Origin of the sequence: Cupriavidus oxalaticus (assembly GCF_004768545.1) — a bacterium.
GTDB lineage: Bacteria > Pseudomonadota > Gammaproteobacteria > Burkholderiales > Burkholderiaceae > Cupriavidus > Cupriavidus oxalaticus_A.
In genome coordinates this window covers 230,202-246,575 of the sequence record NZ_CP038636.1, presented here as the reverse complement: position 1 = coordinate 246,575, position 16,374 = coordinate 230,202, and the positions used below count along the sequence as shown (strand labels likewise).

The following is a 16,374-nucleotide window of genomic DNA, read 5'->3' as shown; positions in this document are numbered from 1 at the left end:
ATCAATGGACCTCGGCATTGCAGGGCGCCATGCACTCGTCTTCGGCGGGAGCAAGGGCATGGGGCGCGCTTGCGCGCACCAACTGGCGGCGGAAGGCGTGAAGGTATTCATCGCCGCCCGCACGGAGAGCATGCTGGCCGCGGCGGCAGCGGAAATCGGCGCCGCGACGGGTGGTGATGTCCGCTACGTGGTAGCGGACATCACCACGGACGAGGGGCGCGCCGCCGCGCTGGCGGCATGCCCCGCCCCCGACATCTTGGTCAACAATGCGGATGGTGCCCCGCCCGGTGATTTTCGCCAGTGGACAACGGCGGACTGGCACGCCGCGATCGATGCCATGATGATCGGGCCGATCGACATGATCCGGCGCACCGTGGACGGCATGATCGAACGCCGCTTCGGCCGCATCGTGAATATCGTCTCGCGCAGCGTGAAGACGCCGCAGCTGGAACTAGGCCTGTCCAATGGCGCGCGCTCTGGCCTCGTCGGCTTCGTCGCAGGGCTTGCGCGCCAGACGGTTCGCCATAACGTCACGATCAACAACCTGCTCCCGGGCGTGTTTGCGACCGATGCCCAGCGCCACCACATCGAAGGCATGCTGGAATCGACCGGCAAGAGCTTCGAGCAACTCTGGAACGAACGCGGCGCCAACAACCCGGCTGGCCGCTATGGCCGGCCGGAAGAGCTCGGCGCACTCTGCGCCTTCATCTGCTCCGGGCACGCGAGCTATATCTGCGGTCAGAACATCCTGATCGACGGTGCAGCTTACCCCGGCACCTTCTGAGCCACCAGCTTCACGGAAGCCATTCCAAGGCAGCGCCGCCCGCCGCGCCCCGCGTCATCGCGCGCGATGGCGCTGCCGTCCCCTGTCCAGCAAGTTACGTTGATCCGGCCATGCAACCACGCCCCCTCACCCAGATCCGTTCCCGCCACATGCCCGTCGTACGCGTGGGCATCCTCCTCCTGTCCGTCCTGACGTCCGCGGGCGTCGCAAAAGCAGAATCCAGGCCTGACAGCACCTACCCCGTCCGTACGATCACCGTTGTCGTGCCGCATGCGCCTGGCGGCTCGGTGGACGGCCTTGCACGCGTGTTCGCAATGAAGCTCGGCCAGGAGCTGAAGCAGACCGTCATTGTCGACAACCGGCCGGGCGCATCGGGCCTTGTCGGGGCCGGCATCGTCGCCCGCGCGCCGGCAGACGGCTACACCCTGTACATCAACGCTTCGATCCACAACATCAATCCGATGCTCTATCGGAAGACCATCAAGTTTGATGCGGTCAAGGATTTCACGGCGGTCAGCATGCTCGCGCAAGGCGCGCTGATCTTTAGCGTGAATCCGCAGGTGCCGGCGAACTCGCCGCAGGCACTGGCGCGCGCCGTGAAAGCCAACCCCAGGCAGTACAACTTCGCGACCAGCGGCAACGGCTCCGCCGGCCACCTGGCCCTGTCCCAGTTCATGTATGACAGCGGCATCGCGGACCTGCAGGTGCCCATTGCCCTGTACAAAGGCGGCGGTCCGGCGCTGACCGACCTCATGAGCGGCCAGGCCCAGGGGATGATGGATCCCATGCTCTCCTCGCTGCCCGGGGTCAAGTCCGGCAAGCTGCGCGCGATCGCGGTGACCGGGCGCACGCGCAGCCCGTTGTTACCGGAGGTCCCGACCATGCAGGAAGCGGGATTCAAGAACTTCGAGTTCTATTCCTGGTACGGCCTGTGGGCGCCGGCCAGGCTGCCCGATGGGATCAGGAAGAAGCTCGACAGCGCCTCGGCGAGGATCATGTCGTCGCCGGACATCAAGGATCGCCTGAACGGACTGGGATTCGAGAGCGCCTACAAGGATGGCGGCGAGTTCGAGAAATACATCGACAGCGAAACCAGGCGCTATCGCGCGATCATCAATCGTGCACACATCACGGCCGACTGAATCCTTGGAGCGGGGCAGCAGACATGCGCGTACTAGTGCTTGGCGCCGGCGTCGCCGGCGTATCCGCCGCCTACCACCTGTGGCGCGACGGCCATGAGGTGACCGTGCTGGAGCGGCAAACGGGGCCGGGGATGGGATCGAGCTTCGGCAATGCAGGGGGCCTTTGCCCCGGCTTTGCCGGCCCGTGGGCGTCGCCGGGCATGCCGTACAAGGTGCTGCGCATGGCCCTGCAAAAGCATGCGCCGGTGCGCTTTTCGATGATGCCGGATGCCGAGCGCCTGCGCTGGCTCGCCCAATGGCTCAAGGAATGCAATGTGCAGCGCTTCGGCATCAACAAGGCGCGCATGCAGCGCATGGCGCACTACAGCATGCGCTGCATGCAGGTCTTGCGTGACGAAGTGCCGGAACTCAACTTCGGCTTTCACCGCGACGGCACGCTGCAATTGCTCGAAACCGACCAGGAAGTCGAACTGGCACAGCTGGCCACGCGCACACTCAGTCAGTTCCAGGTGCCGTGGCGAATGATCGGGCGCGATGAAGCCATGGCGCTCGAACCATCGCTGCGGGCGTCTGCCGCCGCATGGCAAGGCGCACTGCATCTGCCGGACGATGCCTCAGGCGACAGCGCAAAGTTCTGCGCCGGCCTTGCCAGCTATCTTTCCCGTCGCGGCGTGTCGTTTCAGTACGGCGCTTCGGCAACCCGCCTCGTCCATGCGCACGGCCGCCTTCGCAGCGTCGAGATCACGCATGGCGGGCAGACGGAACAGCGGCACGCCGATGCCTGCGTGGTGGCGCTCGGCTGCCAGGCGCCCGCGCTGCTCGCTACTGCAGGCCTGCGGATCCCGATCTATCCGCTCAAGGGCTATTCGATCACGATCCCCATTGCCGACACCGGGGCTGCACCGCGCATGGCGATCATGGACGAGCACAACAAGATCATGCTGACCCGCCTGGGCGACAAGTTGCGCGTCGCGGGAATGGCCGAGTTCGTCGGATACGACCTGTCGGTGCGACGGGTCCGCACGGAACTGCTGTCGGCACTGACGCGACGGCTCTTTCCACGCGGCCTCGACTATGCCGCGGCCACGTCGTGGGCCGGGCTTCGTCCGATGACGCCGGACGGGCCGCCCATCCTCGGCGCGACACCGCTGCAGGGCCTCTACCTGAATGCTGGCCACGGCTCCAATGGCTGGACACAGGCGTGCGGAACCGGCCGGCTTGTTGCCGACGCGGTCTCCGGCAAGCCGCCGGAGATCGACATGGACGGACTGACCGTCGAGCGCTTCGGCATGCACCGCGCCGGACGCACGCCGGCGCGCGTGGCCTGATCCAGTGACTTGCACGGCCGCCGGCAGCGGCGGCCCCGTTCGGGCCGAGTGCCATCGGCGCGGATGGCAGCGCCTGCGTGACGCGCCCGCCCGCTGAACCGCCATAGCCGCATCACCAGCTATCGCCGCATCGCCCGTGCCCCGGCTGTGGCGGGCGCTGCCCTGCACGGGCATCAAATCGAACATACATACGGAGGAGAACGATGAAAACATCAGGAAAGTGCGCCATTGCGGCATCAGTGGGGTGCCTGCTTGCCGCGACGGCACAGGCGCAGTCGAGCGTCACGCTATACGGCGTCATGGATGCCGGCGTGGAGTATGTCAGCCATGCCGGCACGAATGGCTCGGGGTCCGCATACCGGGCCACCTCCGGAAACACCGCGGCATCGCGGTGGGGCATGCGGGGCAAGGAGGCACTGGGCGCGGACATGAGCGCGATCTTTGTGCTGGAGAGCGGCTTCCTGACGGACACCGGCATGGCCGGATTTGGCGGCCGCCTGTTCGGCCGGCAGGCATTCGTCGGCATCGCGGGGCCTTGGGGCCAGGTCACGCTCGGGCGCCAGAACAATATCCTCTTCGATTTCTTCATCCCCTTTGACGCAAACCGCTATGCGCCGTACTCCGTGCTTGCCCACGATGCGCAGTTCGCGGGTCGGGCCGACAATGCCATCAAGTACACGGGCAACTTCGGCGAACTGACCATCAGCGGGCTGTACAGCACCGGCTACGACTCGACCATCGCCAACGGCGGCGAAGTCCCCGGCGCGCCGCGCGTCGGCCAGGAAATCGGCGCCGGCGCCTCGTACACCGTCGGCAAGTTCGGACTGGCCATTGCCTATGACCAGCGCCGCGGCACATCCACGGCCACGGCCGGCAACATTGAACGCCGCTACGCAGCGGGACTGCTCTACACCAGCGGTCCCTTCACTGCCGAGGCCGGATACCGGTTCCTGCAGAACGGACTGGGCGCGCCCATCAGCAGCCGCTCCCATCTCTACTGGCTGGGTGGTGCCTACGCGGCAAGGCCGGCACTGACGTTGCGCGCCGGCATCTACCGGACGGATAACCGTGACTCGGCTGACGACGCCACCAGCTACGTGCTGCAGGCGGCGTACAACCTGTCGAAGCGCACGGAGCTTTATGTCAACGCGTCCTACATGGACAACGCGGGCCGCTCGACGCTGGGCGTGGCGAGTGCGACCAAGGTCGCGCCAGGCGTGGGACAGACCGGCCTGGCAGCGGGCATGAAGCATATTTTCTAGTCCCGCACGCGGGGCGCGGTCGGTATTCCCGGCCGCCCGCGACCCAACATCGATCATCATCCAAGGAGGCAGAGATGTACATAGGTATCCCGCGCGAGACGCGGGCCGGCGAAACTCGCGTCGCCGCCACCCCCGAGACTGTCAGGAAGTACGTCGCGCAGGGCCACAAGGTTTTGGTGCAGGCGGGTGCAGGCGTACGCGCCAGTCAGCCCGACAGTGCCTATGAGGCCGTCGGCGCGACCATCAGCACGGCCGCCGAGGCGCTTGGCGCCGACCTAGTGCTGAAGGTGCGCGCGCCCGAGATCACCGAGCTGGCGCACATGAAGCCGGGCGCGGTGCTGGTGGGCATGCTCAATCCGTTCGATGACAAGAACAAGGCACGCATGTCCGCTGCCGGCATCACCGCCTTCGCGCTCGAAGCCGCGCCGCGCACCACGCGCGCGCAGAGCATGGACGTGCTGTCGTCGCAGGCCAACATCGCCGGCTACAAGGCCGTGCTGGTGGCCGCGCACCACTACCAGCGCTTCATGCCGATGCTGATGACCGCCGCCGGTACCGTCAAGGCTGCGCGCGTGCTGATCCTGGGCGCCGGCGTCGCCGGCCTGCAGGCGATCGCCACCGCCAAGCGGCTGGGCGCGGTGATCGAAGCGTCCGACGTGCGCCCCGCGGTCAAGGAGCAGATCGAATCGCTCGGCGGCAAGTTCCTCGACGTGCCGTTCCTGACCGACGAAGAGCGCGAGATCGCGCAGGGCGTGGGCGGCTATGCGCGGCCGATGCCGCCGGACTGGATGAAGCGCCAGGCCGAGCTGGTGCACCAGCGCGCGATCCAGGCCGACATCGTCATCACCACCGCGCTGATCCCGGGCCGCAAGGCGCCGGTGCTGCTGCAGGAAGCGACCGTGCAGCAGATGAAGCCGGGCTCGGTGGTGGTCGACCTGGCCGCCGCGCAGGGCGGCAACTGCCCGCTGACGGTGGCCGACGAAGTGGTCGAGCGCCATGGCGTCACCCTCATCGGCCATACCAACCTGGCCAGCATGGTGGCGGCCGACGCCTCGGCGCTCTATGCGCGCAACGTGCTGGATTTCCTCAAGCTTGTCGTCGACAAGGATGGCCAGTACACGCTCAACCTCGAAGACGACATCGTCGCCGCCTGCCTGGTGGCGGGACGCAAGGAAGCGGCGCTGGCCGGCTGATTCAAAGGAGACCTCAATGGAAATGGTTAGCCACACGGTGATCAACCTGATCATCTTTGTCCTGGCGATCTACGTGGGCTACCACGTGGTCTGGACCGTCACGCCCGCGCTGCATACGCCGCTGATGGCGGTGACCAATGCGATCTCGGCCATCATCATCGTCGGCGCGATGCTGGCCGCAGGACTGACCGAAGGCAATGTCGGCCGGGCCATGGGCACGCTGGCGGTGGCGCTGGCGGCGGTCAATGTGTTCGGCGGCTTCCTGGTCACGCAGCGCATGCTGGAGATGTTCCGCAAGAAGGCACCGAAGGCACCGCCGCAGGACAGCGCGCAGGCGGGCGGGAAGCTGGCGGAGGTGGCGCGATGAACGGCCTGTCGATGAATCTGGTGACGCTGTCCTACCTGGGCGCATCGGTCTGCTTTATCCAGGCGCTGAAGGGGCTGTCGCACCCGACCACGGCACGGCGCGGCAATGCCTTCGGCATGGCGGGCATGCTGGTGGCCGCGCTGACCACGGTGGCGCTGATCCTGAAGCTGAAGAACGAGGTGCTGGCGGGCGCGGGCGAGGCCGGCAACACCGGCAGCGGGCTGGCATTGATCCTGGCGGCGCTGGTGGTCGGCGGCGGCATCGGCGCCTACGTGGCGCGCAAGGTGCAGATGACCAGGATGCCCGAGCTGGTCGCGGCGATGCACTCGCTGATCGGTCTCGCGGCGGTGTTCATCGCGGTGGCCGCGGTAGCGGAGCCTGCGGCATTCGGCATCGCGCCGGTCGGTTCGAACGATATTCCGCTGGGCAACCGGATCGAGCTGTTCATCGGCTGCTTCGTCGGCGCCATCACCTTCTCCGGTTCGGTGATCGCCTTCGGCAAGCTGGCCGGGCGCTACAAGTTCCGCGTGTTCCAGGGCGCGCCGGTGGTGTTCGCCGGCCAGCACTGGCTGAACCTGCTGCTGGCGGTGGCAATGGTCGGCTTCGGCGTGATCTTCTTCATGTCGCAGGACTGGCTGCCGTTCCTGATCATGCTGGCGATCGCGTTCGTGCTGGGCGTGCTGATCATCATCCCGATCGGTGGCGCCGACATGCCGGTGGTGGTGTCGATGCTGAACTCGTACTCGGGCTGGGCGGCCGCGGGCATCGGCTTCTCGCTGAACAACCCGATGCTGATCATCGCCGGCTCGCTGGTGGGGTCAAGCGGTGCCATCCTCTCGTACATCATGTGCAAGGCGATGAACCGCTCGTTCTTCAACGTGATCCTCGGCGGCTTCGGCAGCGATGCTGCCGCCGCGGGCGGCCCGGCGGGGCAAGCCCAGCGCAACGTGAAGTCCGGCTCGGCTGATGACGCCGCCTTCCTGATGGGGAACGCCGAGACCGTGATTATCGTGCCGGGCTACGGGTTGGCAGTTGCGCGCGCGCAGCATGCCCTGAAGGAGCTGACCGAAGCGCTCACCGAGAAGGGCGTGACCGTGAAATACGCGATCCACCCGGTGGCGGGCCGCATGCCGGGCCACATGAACGTGCTGCTGGCCGAGGCCGAGGTGCCGTACGACCAGGTCTTCGAGATGGAAGACATCAACAGCGAATTCGGCCAGGCCGACGTGGTGCTGGTGCTGGGCGCCAACGACGTGGTCAACCCGGCGGCCAAGACCGATCCCAAGTCGCCGATCGCCGGGATGCCGATTTTGGAGGCCTATAAGGCCAAGACCATCATCGTCAACAAGCGCTCGATGGCGGCCGGCTACGCCGGCCTGGACAACGAGCTGTTCTACATGGACAAGGCCATGATGGTGTTCGGCGACGCCAAGAAGGTGGTCGAGGACATGTTCAAGGCAATTGCATAGATCCATGACCGCACTTGCGCTAAACGTAAGCAGACTGCGGAAAACGCCGGCCTTGCGCCGGCACACCGAGACGCCATTTCGGCGCTCCGATCACTAGCCCACGATGACACCAGCCCAAAATTCCTCGTCGTCCATGGAAGTCGACGCCTTCTTCGACCCCGATACCGGCACCCTAAGCTACATTTTGCTCGATAGATCAAGCCGGCAATGCGCCCTTATCGACAGCGTGCTCGACTACGACCCGAAGTCCGGTCGCACCCGCACCACCAGCGCCGACCGGTTGGTAGCGCGCGTGCAGGAACTGGACGCGACCGTGCAATGGATTCTGGAAACTCATGTCCATGCTGACCATCTCTCGGCCGCGCCATATCTAAAGCGGCGACTCGGCGGACAGACCGCCATTGGGAGCCAGATCACCACAGTACAGAAGGTCTTCGGCAAGCTGTTCAATGCCGGTCCGGAATTCTCGCGCGCGGGGTGCCAGTTCGATCTGCTGCTGAACGATGGCGATACCTTTGCCATCGGTAGCCTGCAGGCGCGGGCGATGCACACGCCCGGCCACACACCGGCCTGCATGACCTATGTGATCAGCGACAGGGATGGCCATGAGATGGCAGCCTTCGTCGGCGACACACTGTTCATGCCCGACTATGGTACCGCCCGCTGCGACTTTCCGGGCGGCGATGCAGGCACTCTTTACCATTCCATCGGCAAGTTGCAGAGCCTCCCGCCGGAGACTTGCCTTTACATGTGCCACGACTACAAGCCTGGCGGCCGGGAACTTCGCTACATGACCACGGTAGCGGACGAGCGCGCGAACAACATCCACGTGCGCGAAGGTATCCCTGAGCAGCAATTTGTCGCGATGCGCGAGGCGCGGGATGCCACATTACCGATGCCCGCGCTGATCCTCCCCTCAGTGCAGGTCAACATGCGCGCCGGTGAATTCCCAACGCCAGAATCCAACGGCGTGCGCTATCTAAAAATTCCACTCGACGCGCCATGATGGCACGAATGTCTTCGCACGACCGTAGCGCGCGGCTTCGAGGGCGGCGCTTTTACCGGTTTGCCAGCCGGAGGCAAACCAGCAGCCCTAGCCTCGTCCGCGGGCCACACAACCGCGCGGGCAAAGGCTTCCTGAAACCTCTCGCTCATGAGGTATTAGGACAGTTTCGTTGCCATACTTGGACGTCCTGTTTTGCTAGTCTACCGGACTCGGACCGCTTGCGCAGCGCAGCGAATTGCCGGGCCAGGCATGACAGCGTCCTTGCCGAGTTATGGCAAATGCCACGCTCGATAGCCCGTGGAAAATTTGTCCCGTCGAGGCCGTCTCGCCTGGGTGTCCTAGACCAAGTGAGAGGCGCTGCCTGGCGACGCCGGGCAGGCAGCATCGCGCTCGAAATCCTGCATGAAGGCTTCTTGCCGCACTGTCAGCTCAGTCACCCTATGCCGCTGCGCGAGTTGGGGTGAGCCAAGCGCCAGCCCAATAATCAACTCGCCAGAGTAAGTCTTCCAAACTGCTTGTAGTGGCACCGACATTGTCATAAGCCGGCAGCCCAGTCGGCATGAAGTGAGCCAACACAAGCTCGCAACGATTTCCACTAACCGATGGCACGCCTCCCATAAACGTGGGAATCCGCTATCACAAGTGTACCGCCCCAGACCGGTCCGCTATTGAAGGAGGGAAACCTTGAGTCCATTATCAGATCCGATAAAACTCCGCACTTTGCCCTGCATTGACCGCCGCGGCAGCCAGTCGGGCATCTCGGCGGTCCCGTCCCCCGCATGTTCCCGCGGCGTTTCGGTAGCCCGGCGACGCGCGGTGACATGCGAAGCGGGCAATGAAACCGCAGTCCAGACGGGCCTCACGCGTTGGACAAGCTCACCCCGGATGCGAGGTTAGCCGCGGCCGGCTATGATGAACTCACAAACCACAGAGGCGGAGGCGCCATGGCTTCGAAACTGACTTACTACATCATGAGCCAACGCTTTCAAGACGTGGTCGGACGTGCGATCGAGCAGGCGGTGGCCAGGACGCGTGCGGCAGGTTTGACGCCGGCCGGCGATCCGATCATCCAGCCGAGCGCGCGTCCGACGACGACGGTCATCGTGGAAGCTGCCCCGCCCGCCAAGCCCGAGCGCAAGATCGCTGCTACACCGCGTCGCGGGAACTCCTCAGACGATCCTAATGTTGGTTGAGGCGCTGGGCTCGCCCAGTGGCGAATGGCATGTGCGGCCGCCCACGCGCCCCTAGCCCCCCCGCTAGGACCCTCATTTTTTGCTTCCTCCGTATCGTTGCAACGCTATGCAATTTGACATATGGCGGGCTATGTCAAATTCCGCGTTAGGGAGCGCTTTTCCTACTAGATGAATGGATTGCAGACGCCGTTGCTGTAGGAAACCGGAATTAGCCGGACTACAGATCAGGTGGCTATACTGGAAATTTGGAATTAGCTGGACTGCCGTGCAATTCTCGCCGGCGCTTAGCCAGGATCTGTAGGTCGGTTTGTTGACTGGGCGTGGCTGAAGATGTGGGCGAGGCGGCCGTCAATACGGGACTCCATTCCCTGTCTTCGCCATGCGTTACATCCCGATCCGCGACCAGCAACTCACTATCCTCACCCGCGACGCTTGGCAGGGCTCGGGCGGAACGCCTCTTTGACGTCGAAGATCTCATTCGGGCATGCGTTCCGGATGCCGACACTTGCGATCCAAGCGTTGTGGCCGACGCGATCCGGGAATGGTTCGATAGTTTCGACGACGGCATTCCGACATGGCGGCAGGAGTCGCAAGGTCAATAAAAAGGCCTGCACCACGGGCTACCACACTTGGCCAGCCGCCGCGACCGCGACAGTCTGACTGCCTTCAGCGTCGACAACCGGCCAGGTACGCCCACTCGCGACCATGCGTTGGACGGCCGTACAGTGCTACACAGCGGTCAGAAAGGACAGCTTCATTTGCCGAAAGCACCGAAACCACAACGAAACAGGCTCTCTGCAGTTGAATATTGACAACAACTGGTCGCAAGCCGCGCATGACCCGGACGCGCTGCAGGCGGAGTTGGCCTCGGCGCGGCGCCGGGCCGAACGCGCCGAGGCCGAAGCGGCGCTGGCGCGCCAGCTGCCGGCAGAACTGCGCAGGGCCGCCCGAGCGAGACGGTGGTGGGCCGCTACCGCGACCAACATTTCCGTCTGTAACACACTGTGGCGCACAGCCTTCGCTAACTCAGGCACGACCCTTTCAACGGTAGCGGCTGTTCGCCCGCGGTCCACCAGGCAGAAAACAGCGCCTGCACGGCATCCTTGCCCACGGCGTCATAGGTGGTGATACGCCACCGTGGAGCATTGTCCTTGTCGACGATCAGCGCGCGCACGCCTTCGATGAAATCCCCTTGCGAGAAGGTGTTGACCACCACTGCCAGCTCCATGCGGAAGCAGTCGGCGAGGTCCATGCGCCGGCCGCGCAGCAGCAGTTCACGTGTGGCACACGCCGACAGCGGCGAGCGCGTACGCAGCACGTCGATGGTGCGCGTGGCCCAGGCGGTGTAGAGCGGATCGTCCTGGCACGCCAGGCCGGCCAGGATTTCCGGCAATGTGGCATGCGCGGGGAAGTGGCGCAGCAGCGCGGGCAGCACGCAGCAGCGGTGCGTCGGCGGCGCTTGTCACGGGTTCGCGCACCAGCGCATGGCGCAGGTCGGCGAGCACGTCGTCGCCCCAGGCGATGCCGGCCAGTGTCTGCTCCAGCCCGGCCAGCGCGCCGCTGTCGACCGCGGCATCGGCCAGGCCGCACAGCAGTGCGTCGGCGGCACCAATGGTGACGCCGGTCAGGCCGAGATACAGCGCCAACTGCACCGGCAGCTTCGACATGAAATGGCTGGCACCGACATCCGGCACCAGCCCGATGCCCGTCTCCGGCATGGCCACGCGCGAGCGCTCGGTGACGATGCGCAGGTGCGCGGCCTGTGCCAGCCCCATGCCGCCGCCCATGACGACGCCGTCCATCAGCGCCACCAGCGGCTTGGGATAGCGGTGCAGGCGGTAGTCCAGCGTGTATTCGTCGATAAAGAAGCGCCGGTGCAGCGGCGTGCCGTCGCGGTAGCTGTCGTACAGCGCGCGGATATCGCCGCCGGCACAGAAGGCCTTTGGACCCGCGCCGCGCAGCACGACGGCGCGGATAGCGCCGTCCTGCGCCCACGCTTCCAGCTGCGCGCCCAGCGCGATGATCATCCGGTACGAGAGCGCATTGAGGTGGCGCGGCCGGTTCAGCGTGGCAATGCCGACGCCGTTGACGACGTCAAACAGAACCTCGGGCTCGGCGGCATCCTGCGTGCCGGCCTTGCGCCGCGAGATGGCCGGTTCGGTCAGGCGCATGGCGGGCTCCTAGGCGTTGCGCCATTGCGGCGCGCGTTTCTCGAGGAAGGCGTTGACGCCTTCGCGCTGGTCGGCGCCGTCGAACAGGTCGACAAAGCGCTCGCGCTCCAGCGCCAGTGCTGCCTGGCGCGGCACGCCCTGACGTGCCAGGTGCACCAGCTGCTTGCTGTAGGCGGCGGCGCGCGGGCTGACCTTGCCGGCGCGCTGCGCCATCTCCAGCGCGGTGGACAGCGCCTGTCCGCGGGGCACTACTTGCTCGACCAGGCCGATGCGCAGCGCGGTGGCCGCGTCGACGCGTTCGTTGGTCAGGATCATGCGCTTGGCCCAGCCTTCGCCGACCAGCCACGGCAGCGTCTGCGTGCCGCAGCCGCACGGCAGCAGGCCCACGGCGGCTTCGGGCAGTGCCATCTGCGCGTGTTCCTCGGCGAGGCGGATATCGCAGGCCAGCGCGCATTCCAGGCCGCCACCCATCGCGTAGCCGTTGATGGCGGCGATGACCACGGGGCGCGCGTTCTGCAGCGCTTCGAAGGCACTGCCGAACTGCTGCGCCATCGCGCGCGCATGGGCACGATCACCGTCGGCGAAGCCGTTCAGATCGGCGCCGGCGCTGAAGAATTTCTCGCCAGCACCGGTGACAACGACGGCGCGAATCTCGGGGTTGGCGTCGATCATCGCCACCAGATCGCGCAGCTGCTGCAGGCCGTCGGCGGTGAAGGCGTTGGCGGGCGGGCGGCTCAGCGTCAGCGTGGCGACGTGGCCATCGAGGGCGAATTCGATCATGGCTGGCGCTTCTTGTCGGTGGCGGACAGGTACTGGCGGATCACGCCGGAGAAATCGAGCTGGCCTTCGCCGGCGTGGCTCATGGCCTGGTAGACCTGCTGTGCCAGCGTGCCCAGGAACAGCGGCTGCTTCACGCTGCGTGCGGCATCGGCGGCCAGGCCCAGGTCCTTGAGCATCAGGTCGGCGCCAAAGCCACCGGTGTAGCCACGGCCGGCCGGGGCGGCCTCAATCACCCCGGGGTAGGGGTTATAAGTGTCCGACGACCAGCAGCGCCCGGTCGAGGTATTGACGATGCCGGCCAGCACGTTGGCGTCGATGCCGAGCTTCACGCCCAGCGCCATCGCCTCGGACACGCCGATCATCGAAATACCCAGGATCAGGTTGTTGCAGATCTTGGCGACCTGGCCGGTGCCAGTGCCGCCGCAGTGGACCAGGTTGCGGCCCATGCTGGCCAGCACCGGGCGCACCTGAGCGAACAGGGTTTCGGTGGCACCGACCATGAAGGTCAGCGTGCCGGCCTGAGCGCCGCCGGTGCCGCCGGAGACGGGGGCATCGGCCAGAGAATTGCCGTGCGCCTCGGCGGCGGCGGCCAGCTCGCGCACGGTGGCCGGATCGATGGTGCTGGAATCAACCAGCGGCACGCCCGGGCGCACGCCGGCGAGCACGCCGTCTTCGCCAAGGTAGGCGCTGCGCACGTGTGCGGCGGCGGGCAGCATGGTGATGACAAAATCCGCTTCCGCCACAGCCTTGCGCGCGGTGTCTGCACTGGCTGCGCCGTCGGCGCATAGCGCGGCGACGGTGGCGGCATTGAGGTCGAACACGGTCAGGGTATGGCCGGCTTTGAGCAGGTTGCGCGCCATGGGCGCGCCCATGTTGCCCAGGCCGATGAAGGCGATATGCATGGGGGTCTCCTTCGTGATAGGTCTCAACTTGTGCTTGTCTTACCTCCCTCTCCGCTTGCCGGAGAGGGAGGAAGCCGTTCTCACTTCAAGCTGATCGTCGTATTCACTCCGTCACTCACTGTCGCGTCATCGAACCACCGCGCCGTCACAGTCTTGGTTTGCGTATAGAACTGCACCACCTGCTTGCCGTACGGCCCCAGGTCGCCCAGCTTGGAGCCGCGCGAACCGGTGAAGCTGAAGTAGGGCACCGGCACCGGGATCGAGATGTTGATGCCGACCTGGCCGACATCGATCTCGCTCTGGAACTTGCGCGCCGCGGCGCCGCTTTGCGTGAACAGGCCAACGCCGTTGCCCATCGGGTTGCGGTTGATTAGCGCAATGGCTTCGTCCAGCGAGTCGACTTCAAGCACCACCACCACCGGACCGAAGATCTCCTGCGTATAGATCGACATGTCGGTGTTCACGCCGGAGAAGATGGTCGGGCCGATGAAATTACCCTTTTCGTAGCCGGGCACCTTGACGCCGCGCCCGTCCAGCAGCAGTGTGGCGCCTGCCTGCACGCCCTCCTCGATGAGGCCCGTAATGCGCGCGTGTGCGGTCTTCGAGATGACCGGTCCGACATCAGTGCCCGCCTCGTGGCCGGCGCTCACCCTGAGCAGCTTGGCCTTTTCCACCAGATCGGGCAGCCATTCGCGCGACTGGCCTACCAGCACAACGACGGAGGTGGCCATGCAGCGCTGCCCTGCCGCGCCGAAGCCGGCACCCACCAGTGCGTTGATAGTCTGCTCGCGATTGGCGTCAGGCAGTACTACGGCGTGGTTCTTCGCGCCCATCATCGACTGGACACGCTTGCCATGCTTGCTGCCCAGGTTGTAGACGTGCGTGCCGACATGGGTCGAGCCGACAAAGGAAATTGCCTTGACATCCGGATGGGTGCACAGCATGTCCACTGCGGTTTTTCCGCCATGCACTACGTTCAAGACGCCGGCGGGGAGGCCCGCTTCCATGGCCAGTTCCACCAGTTCCATCGTGGACAGAGGATCCTGTTCAGACGGCTTGAGCACGAAGGTGTTTCCGCACACGATCGCCATGGGGAACATCCACAACGGGATCATGCCCGGGAAGTTGAAGGGCGTGATGCCGGCGCACACGCCGATCGGCTGGCGCAGCGTGTAAGTATCGACGCCACCGGCCACATTCTCCGAGAATTCGCCTTGCTGTAGCGTGCCGATGGAGCAGGCATGCTCCACCACTTCCAGTCCTCGAAAGATGTCGCCCTGCGCATCGGGCAGTGTCTTGCCTTGTTCGGCAGTGAGCGTGCGGGCGATCCGTTCGAGATTGCGGCGCACCAGATCCTGGAACTTCAGCATGATGCGCAGGCGCGTGCCGATGGACGTGTGTCGCCAGGTCTGGAATGCGCGCTGGGCCGAGCCAATGGCGGCGTCGATTTCGTCCACGGTGGCGTAGGGTACGCGACCGATGACTTCCTGAGTGGCCGGATTAACGACGTTGCCCCACTCATGGGTATGCGAGTCGACGAACTTTCCCTCGATCAGTAGTTTGGCGGTAGGGAGCTGGAGGGTGGCTTGAGGTACGGCAGCGTTCATGAAAAATCTCCGGATATGGTAGTTGAACTCCGTTGTTCCCTAGCAGCCTGCAGGCGTGCAAGGTTTCGGCCGAGTATAGTTATGCAAACAACCATGATGTAGCGATAAATTGGCTGGACGGTTGTGTAAAAATGCATGTCGGTGCGAGCCATCGCAGCCGCCACTGCGAGATCAAGATCCTTCCCATGCAAAAACAAACCGACCTGGTCCCGGGCAAGCTCAATTGGGACGACCTGCGCTTCTTCCTTGAAGTGGCCCGTACCCAGCGCGCCAGCGGTGCAGCCAAGCGCCTGGGTGTCGACTACACGACCGTAGCCCGCCGCATCCGCATACTGGAGGAGGCTATGGGTACGCTCCTGTTCGATAAGTCACGGTCCGGCGGCTTTACGCTCACTGCCGAAGGGCAGCAACTTGTCGCCTACGCAGACGCTATGGAGACCACCGTACAGTCTGCCTGCGATCAGGTGGCCAACACCGGGCATGCCCTTTCCGGTCATGTGCGGATCGGCTCGACGGAAGGCTTTGGCTGTTTTTTCCTGGCGCCGCAGTTGACTCGCTTCCGCGCCGCCCATCCCTATGTCACGGTAGATCTGCTGCCAGTCCCGCATTTCGTCAGCCTGACTAAGCGGGAGGCCGATCTGGCAATCACCATCGAGCGCCCCGACCGAGGGCCATATGTCTGCACGAAGCTTTGCGACTACCAGTTACGACTTTATGCCTCGCGTGAGTACCTTGCGAGCCACCCCGCCATCAAGAGCAAGGCAGACCTCCCCGAGCACGCCTTTGTCAGCTACGTGGATGACCTCGCGTTCAGCAGCGAATTGCTATACCTGGAGCGGACCGTGCCAGGCGCCACGGCCGGGTTACGTACCACCAGCGTAATTGCGCAATATTTCGCCGCGATGCAGGGCGGTGGGCTTGCGATCCTGCCATGTTTCATTGCCGCGCAGCAGCCGGCGCTGGTGCCGGTGCTGCCCGATGAGGTGGTACTGACCCGCTGCTTCTGGTTGTATTGCCGGGAGGATCTGCGCAAGTTGCGCCGTATTACGGTCTTGTGGGACTACCTCCGTGCGGCCGCAGAGGCGAACCGTGCCCTCCTGGCCGGGGAGGAAGGGGAAATCCGCTTTGTTGCGGCGATGTGAGGGCGCCGTGCGTAAAAGCAGACGCTAG

At 65.0% G+C, this 16,374-nt stretch carries 13 protein-coding genes and 1 pseudogene; 10 read left to right on the top strand and 4 right to left on the bottom strand.

From position 1 onward, the window contains the following. Positions 1 to 4: 4 nt before the first annotated feature. The 9 genes from E0W60_RS29175 (at position 5) to E0W60_RS37120 (ending at position 9,744) form a co-directional block, all read left to right on the top strand. Positions 5 to 784 (top strand): SDR family NAD(P)-dependent oxidoreductase, encoded by a 780-nt coding sequence (locus E0W60_RS29175; protein ID WP_135706485.1) that lies wholly within the window; start codon positions 5 to 7, stop codon positions 782 to 784. 110 nt (positions 785 to 894) lie between these two features. Continuing rightward, complete coding sequence (locus E0W60_RS29170; RefSeq protein ID WP_240746074.1) at positions 895 to 1,926, top strand: Bug family tripartite tricarboxylate transporter substrate binding protein; 1,032 nt, start codon at positions 895 to 897, stop codon at positions 1,924 to 1,926. 23 nt (positions 1,927 to 1,949) lie between these two features. Further along, positions 1,950 to 3,254: a D-amino acid dehydrogenase gene (locus E0W60_RS29165; RefSeq protein WP_135706484.1), complete on the top strand. Its 1,305-nt coding sequence runs from the start codon at positions 1,950 to 1,952 to the stop codon at positions 3,252 to 3,254. Between the two features lie 203 nt (positions 3,255 to 3,457). Next, a complete protein-coding gene (locus E0W60_RS29160; RefSeq protein ID WP_135706483.1) occupies positions 3,458 to 4,516 on the top strand; it encodes a porin in 1,059 nt (352 codons plus the stop codon). Positions 4,517 to 4,590: 74 nt separating this feature from the next. After that, positions 4,591 to 5,709, top strand: coding sequence for a Re/Si-specific NAD(P)(+) transhydrogenase subunit alpha (locus tag E0W60_RS29155; protein WP_135706482.1), 1,119 nt, complete (start codon positions 4,591 to 4,593; stop codon positions 5,707 to 5,709). A gap of 16 nt (positions 5,710 to 5,725) precedes the next feature. Further along, positions 5,726 to 6,076 (top strand): NAD(P) transhydrogenase subunit alpha, encoded by a 351-nt coding sequence (locus E0W60_RS29150; RefSeq protein WP_133095773.1) that lies wholly within the window; start codon positions 5,726 to 5,728, stop codon positions 6,074 to 6,076. After that, the gene (locus E0W60_RS29145) at positions 6,073 to 7,545 is read left to right on the top strand and encodes an NAD(P)(+) transhydrogenase (Re/Si-specific) subunit beta (protein ID WP_135706481.1); all 1,473 of its coding nucleotides are present in this window, start codon (positions 6,073 to 6,075) and stop codon (positions 7,543 to 7,545) included. The genes E0W60_RS29150 and E0W60_RS29145 overlap by 4 nt, the downstream gene beginning before the upstream one ends. A 133-nt stretch (positions 7,546 to 7,678) precedes the next feature. Then, positions 7,679 to 8,551, top strand: a complete 873-nt coding sequence (locus E0W60_RS29140) for an MBL fold metallo-hydrolase (RefSeq protein WP_240746073.1) — start codon at positions 7,679 to 7,681, stop codon at positions 8,549 to 8,551. Between the two features lie 944 nt (positions 8,552 to 9,495). Next, entirely contained in the window at positions 9,496 to 9,744 is a 249-nt protein-coding gene (locus E0W60_RS37120) for a hypothetical protein (protein ID WP_167884632.1), read from the top strand. Positions 9,745 to 10,765: 1,021 nt separating this feature from the next. Here the strand turns inward: E0W60_RS37120 and E0W60_RS29130 are convergent. The 4 genes and pseudogenes from E0W60_RS29130 to E0W60_RS29115 form a co-directional block, all read right to left on the bottom strand. Then, positions 10,766 to 11,915 (bottom strand): annotated as a pseudogene (locus tag E0W60_RS29130) (enoyl-CoA hydratase/isomerase family protein). A 9-nt stretch (positions 11,916 to 11,924) separates the two neighbouring features. Further along, the gene (locus E0W60_RS29125) at positions 11,925 to 12,695 is read right to left on the bottom strand and encodes an enoyl-CoA hydratase (RefSeq protein ID WP_135706479.1); all 771 of its coding nucleotides are present in this window, start codon (positions 12,693 to 12,695) and stop codon (positions 11,925 to 11,927) included. Then, the gene (gene mmsB / locus E0W60_RS29120) at positions 12,692 to 13,597 is read right to left on the bottom strand and encodes a 3-hydroxyisobutyrate dehydrogenase (protein WP_135706478.1); all 906 of its coding nucleotides are present in this window, start codon (positions 13,595 to 13,597) and stop codon (positions 12,692 to 12,694) included. Before mmsB ends, E0W60_RS29125 begins: the two co-directional genes overlap by 4 nt. Before the next feature lie 80 nt (positions 13,598 to 13,677). Further along, a complete protein-coding gene (locus tag E0W60_RS29115; protein ID WP_135706477.1) occupies positions 13,678 to 15,204 on the bottom strand; it encodes a CoA-acylating methylmalonate-semialdehyde dehydrogenase in 1,527 nt (508 codons plus the stop codon). 185 nt (positions 15,205 to 15,389) lie between these two features. On the opposite strand from E0W60_RS29115, the gene E0W60_RS29110 reads away from it, so the two are divergent. Next, entirely contained in the window at positions 15,390 to 16,346 is a 957-nt protein-coding gene (locus E0W60_RS29110; protein WP_135706476.1) for a LysR family transcriptional regulator, read from the top strand. The last annotated feature ends 28 nt before the right edge of the window (positions 16,347 to 16,374 follow it).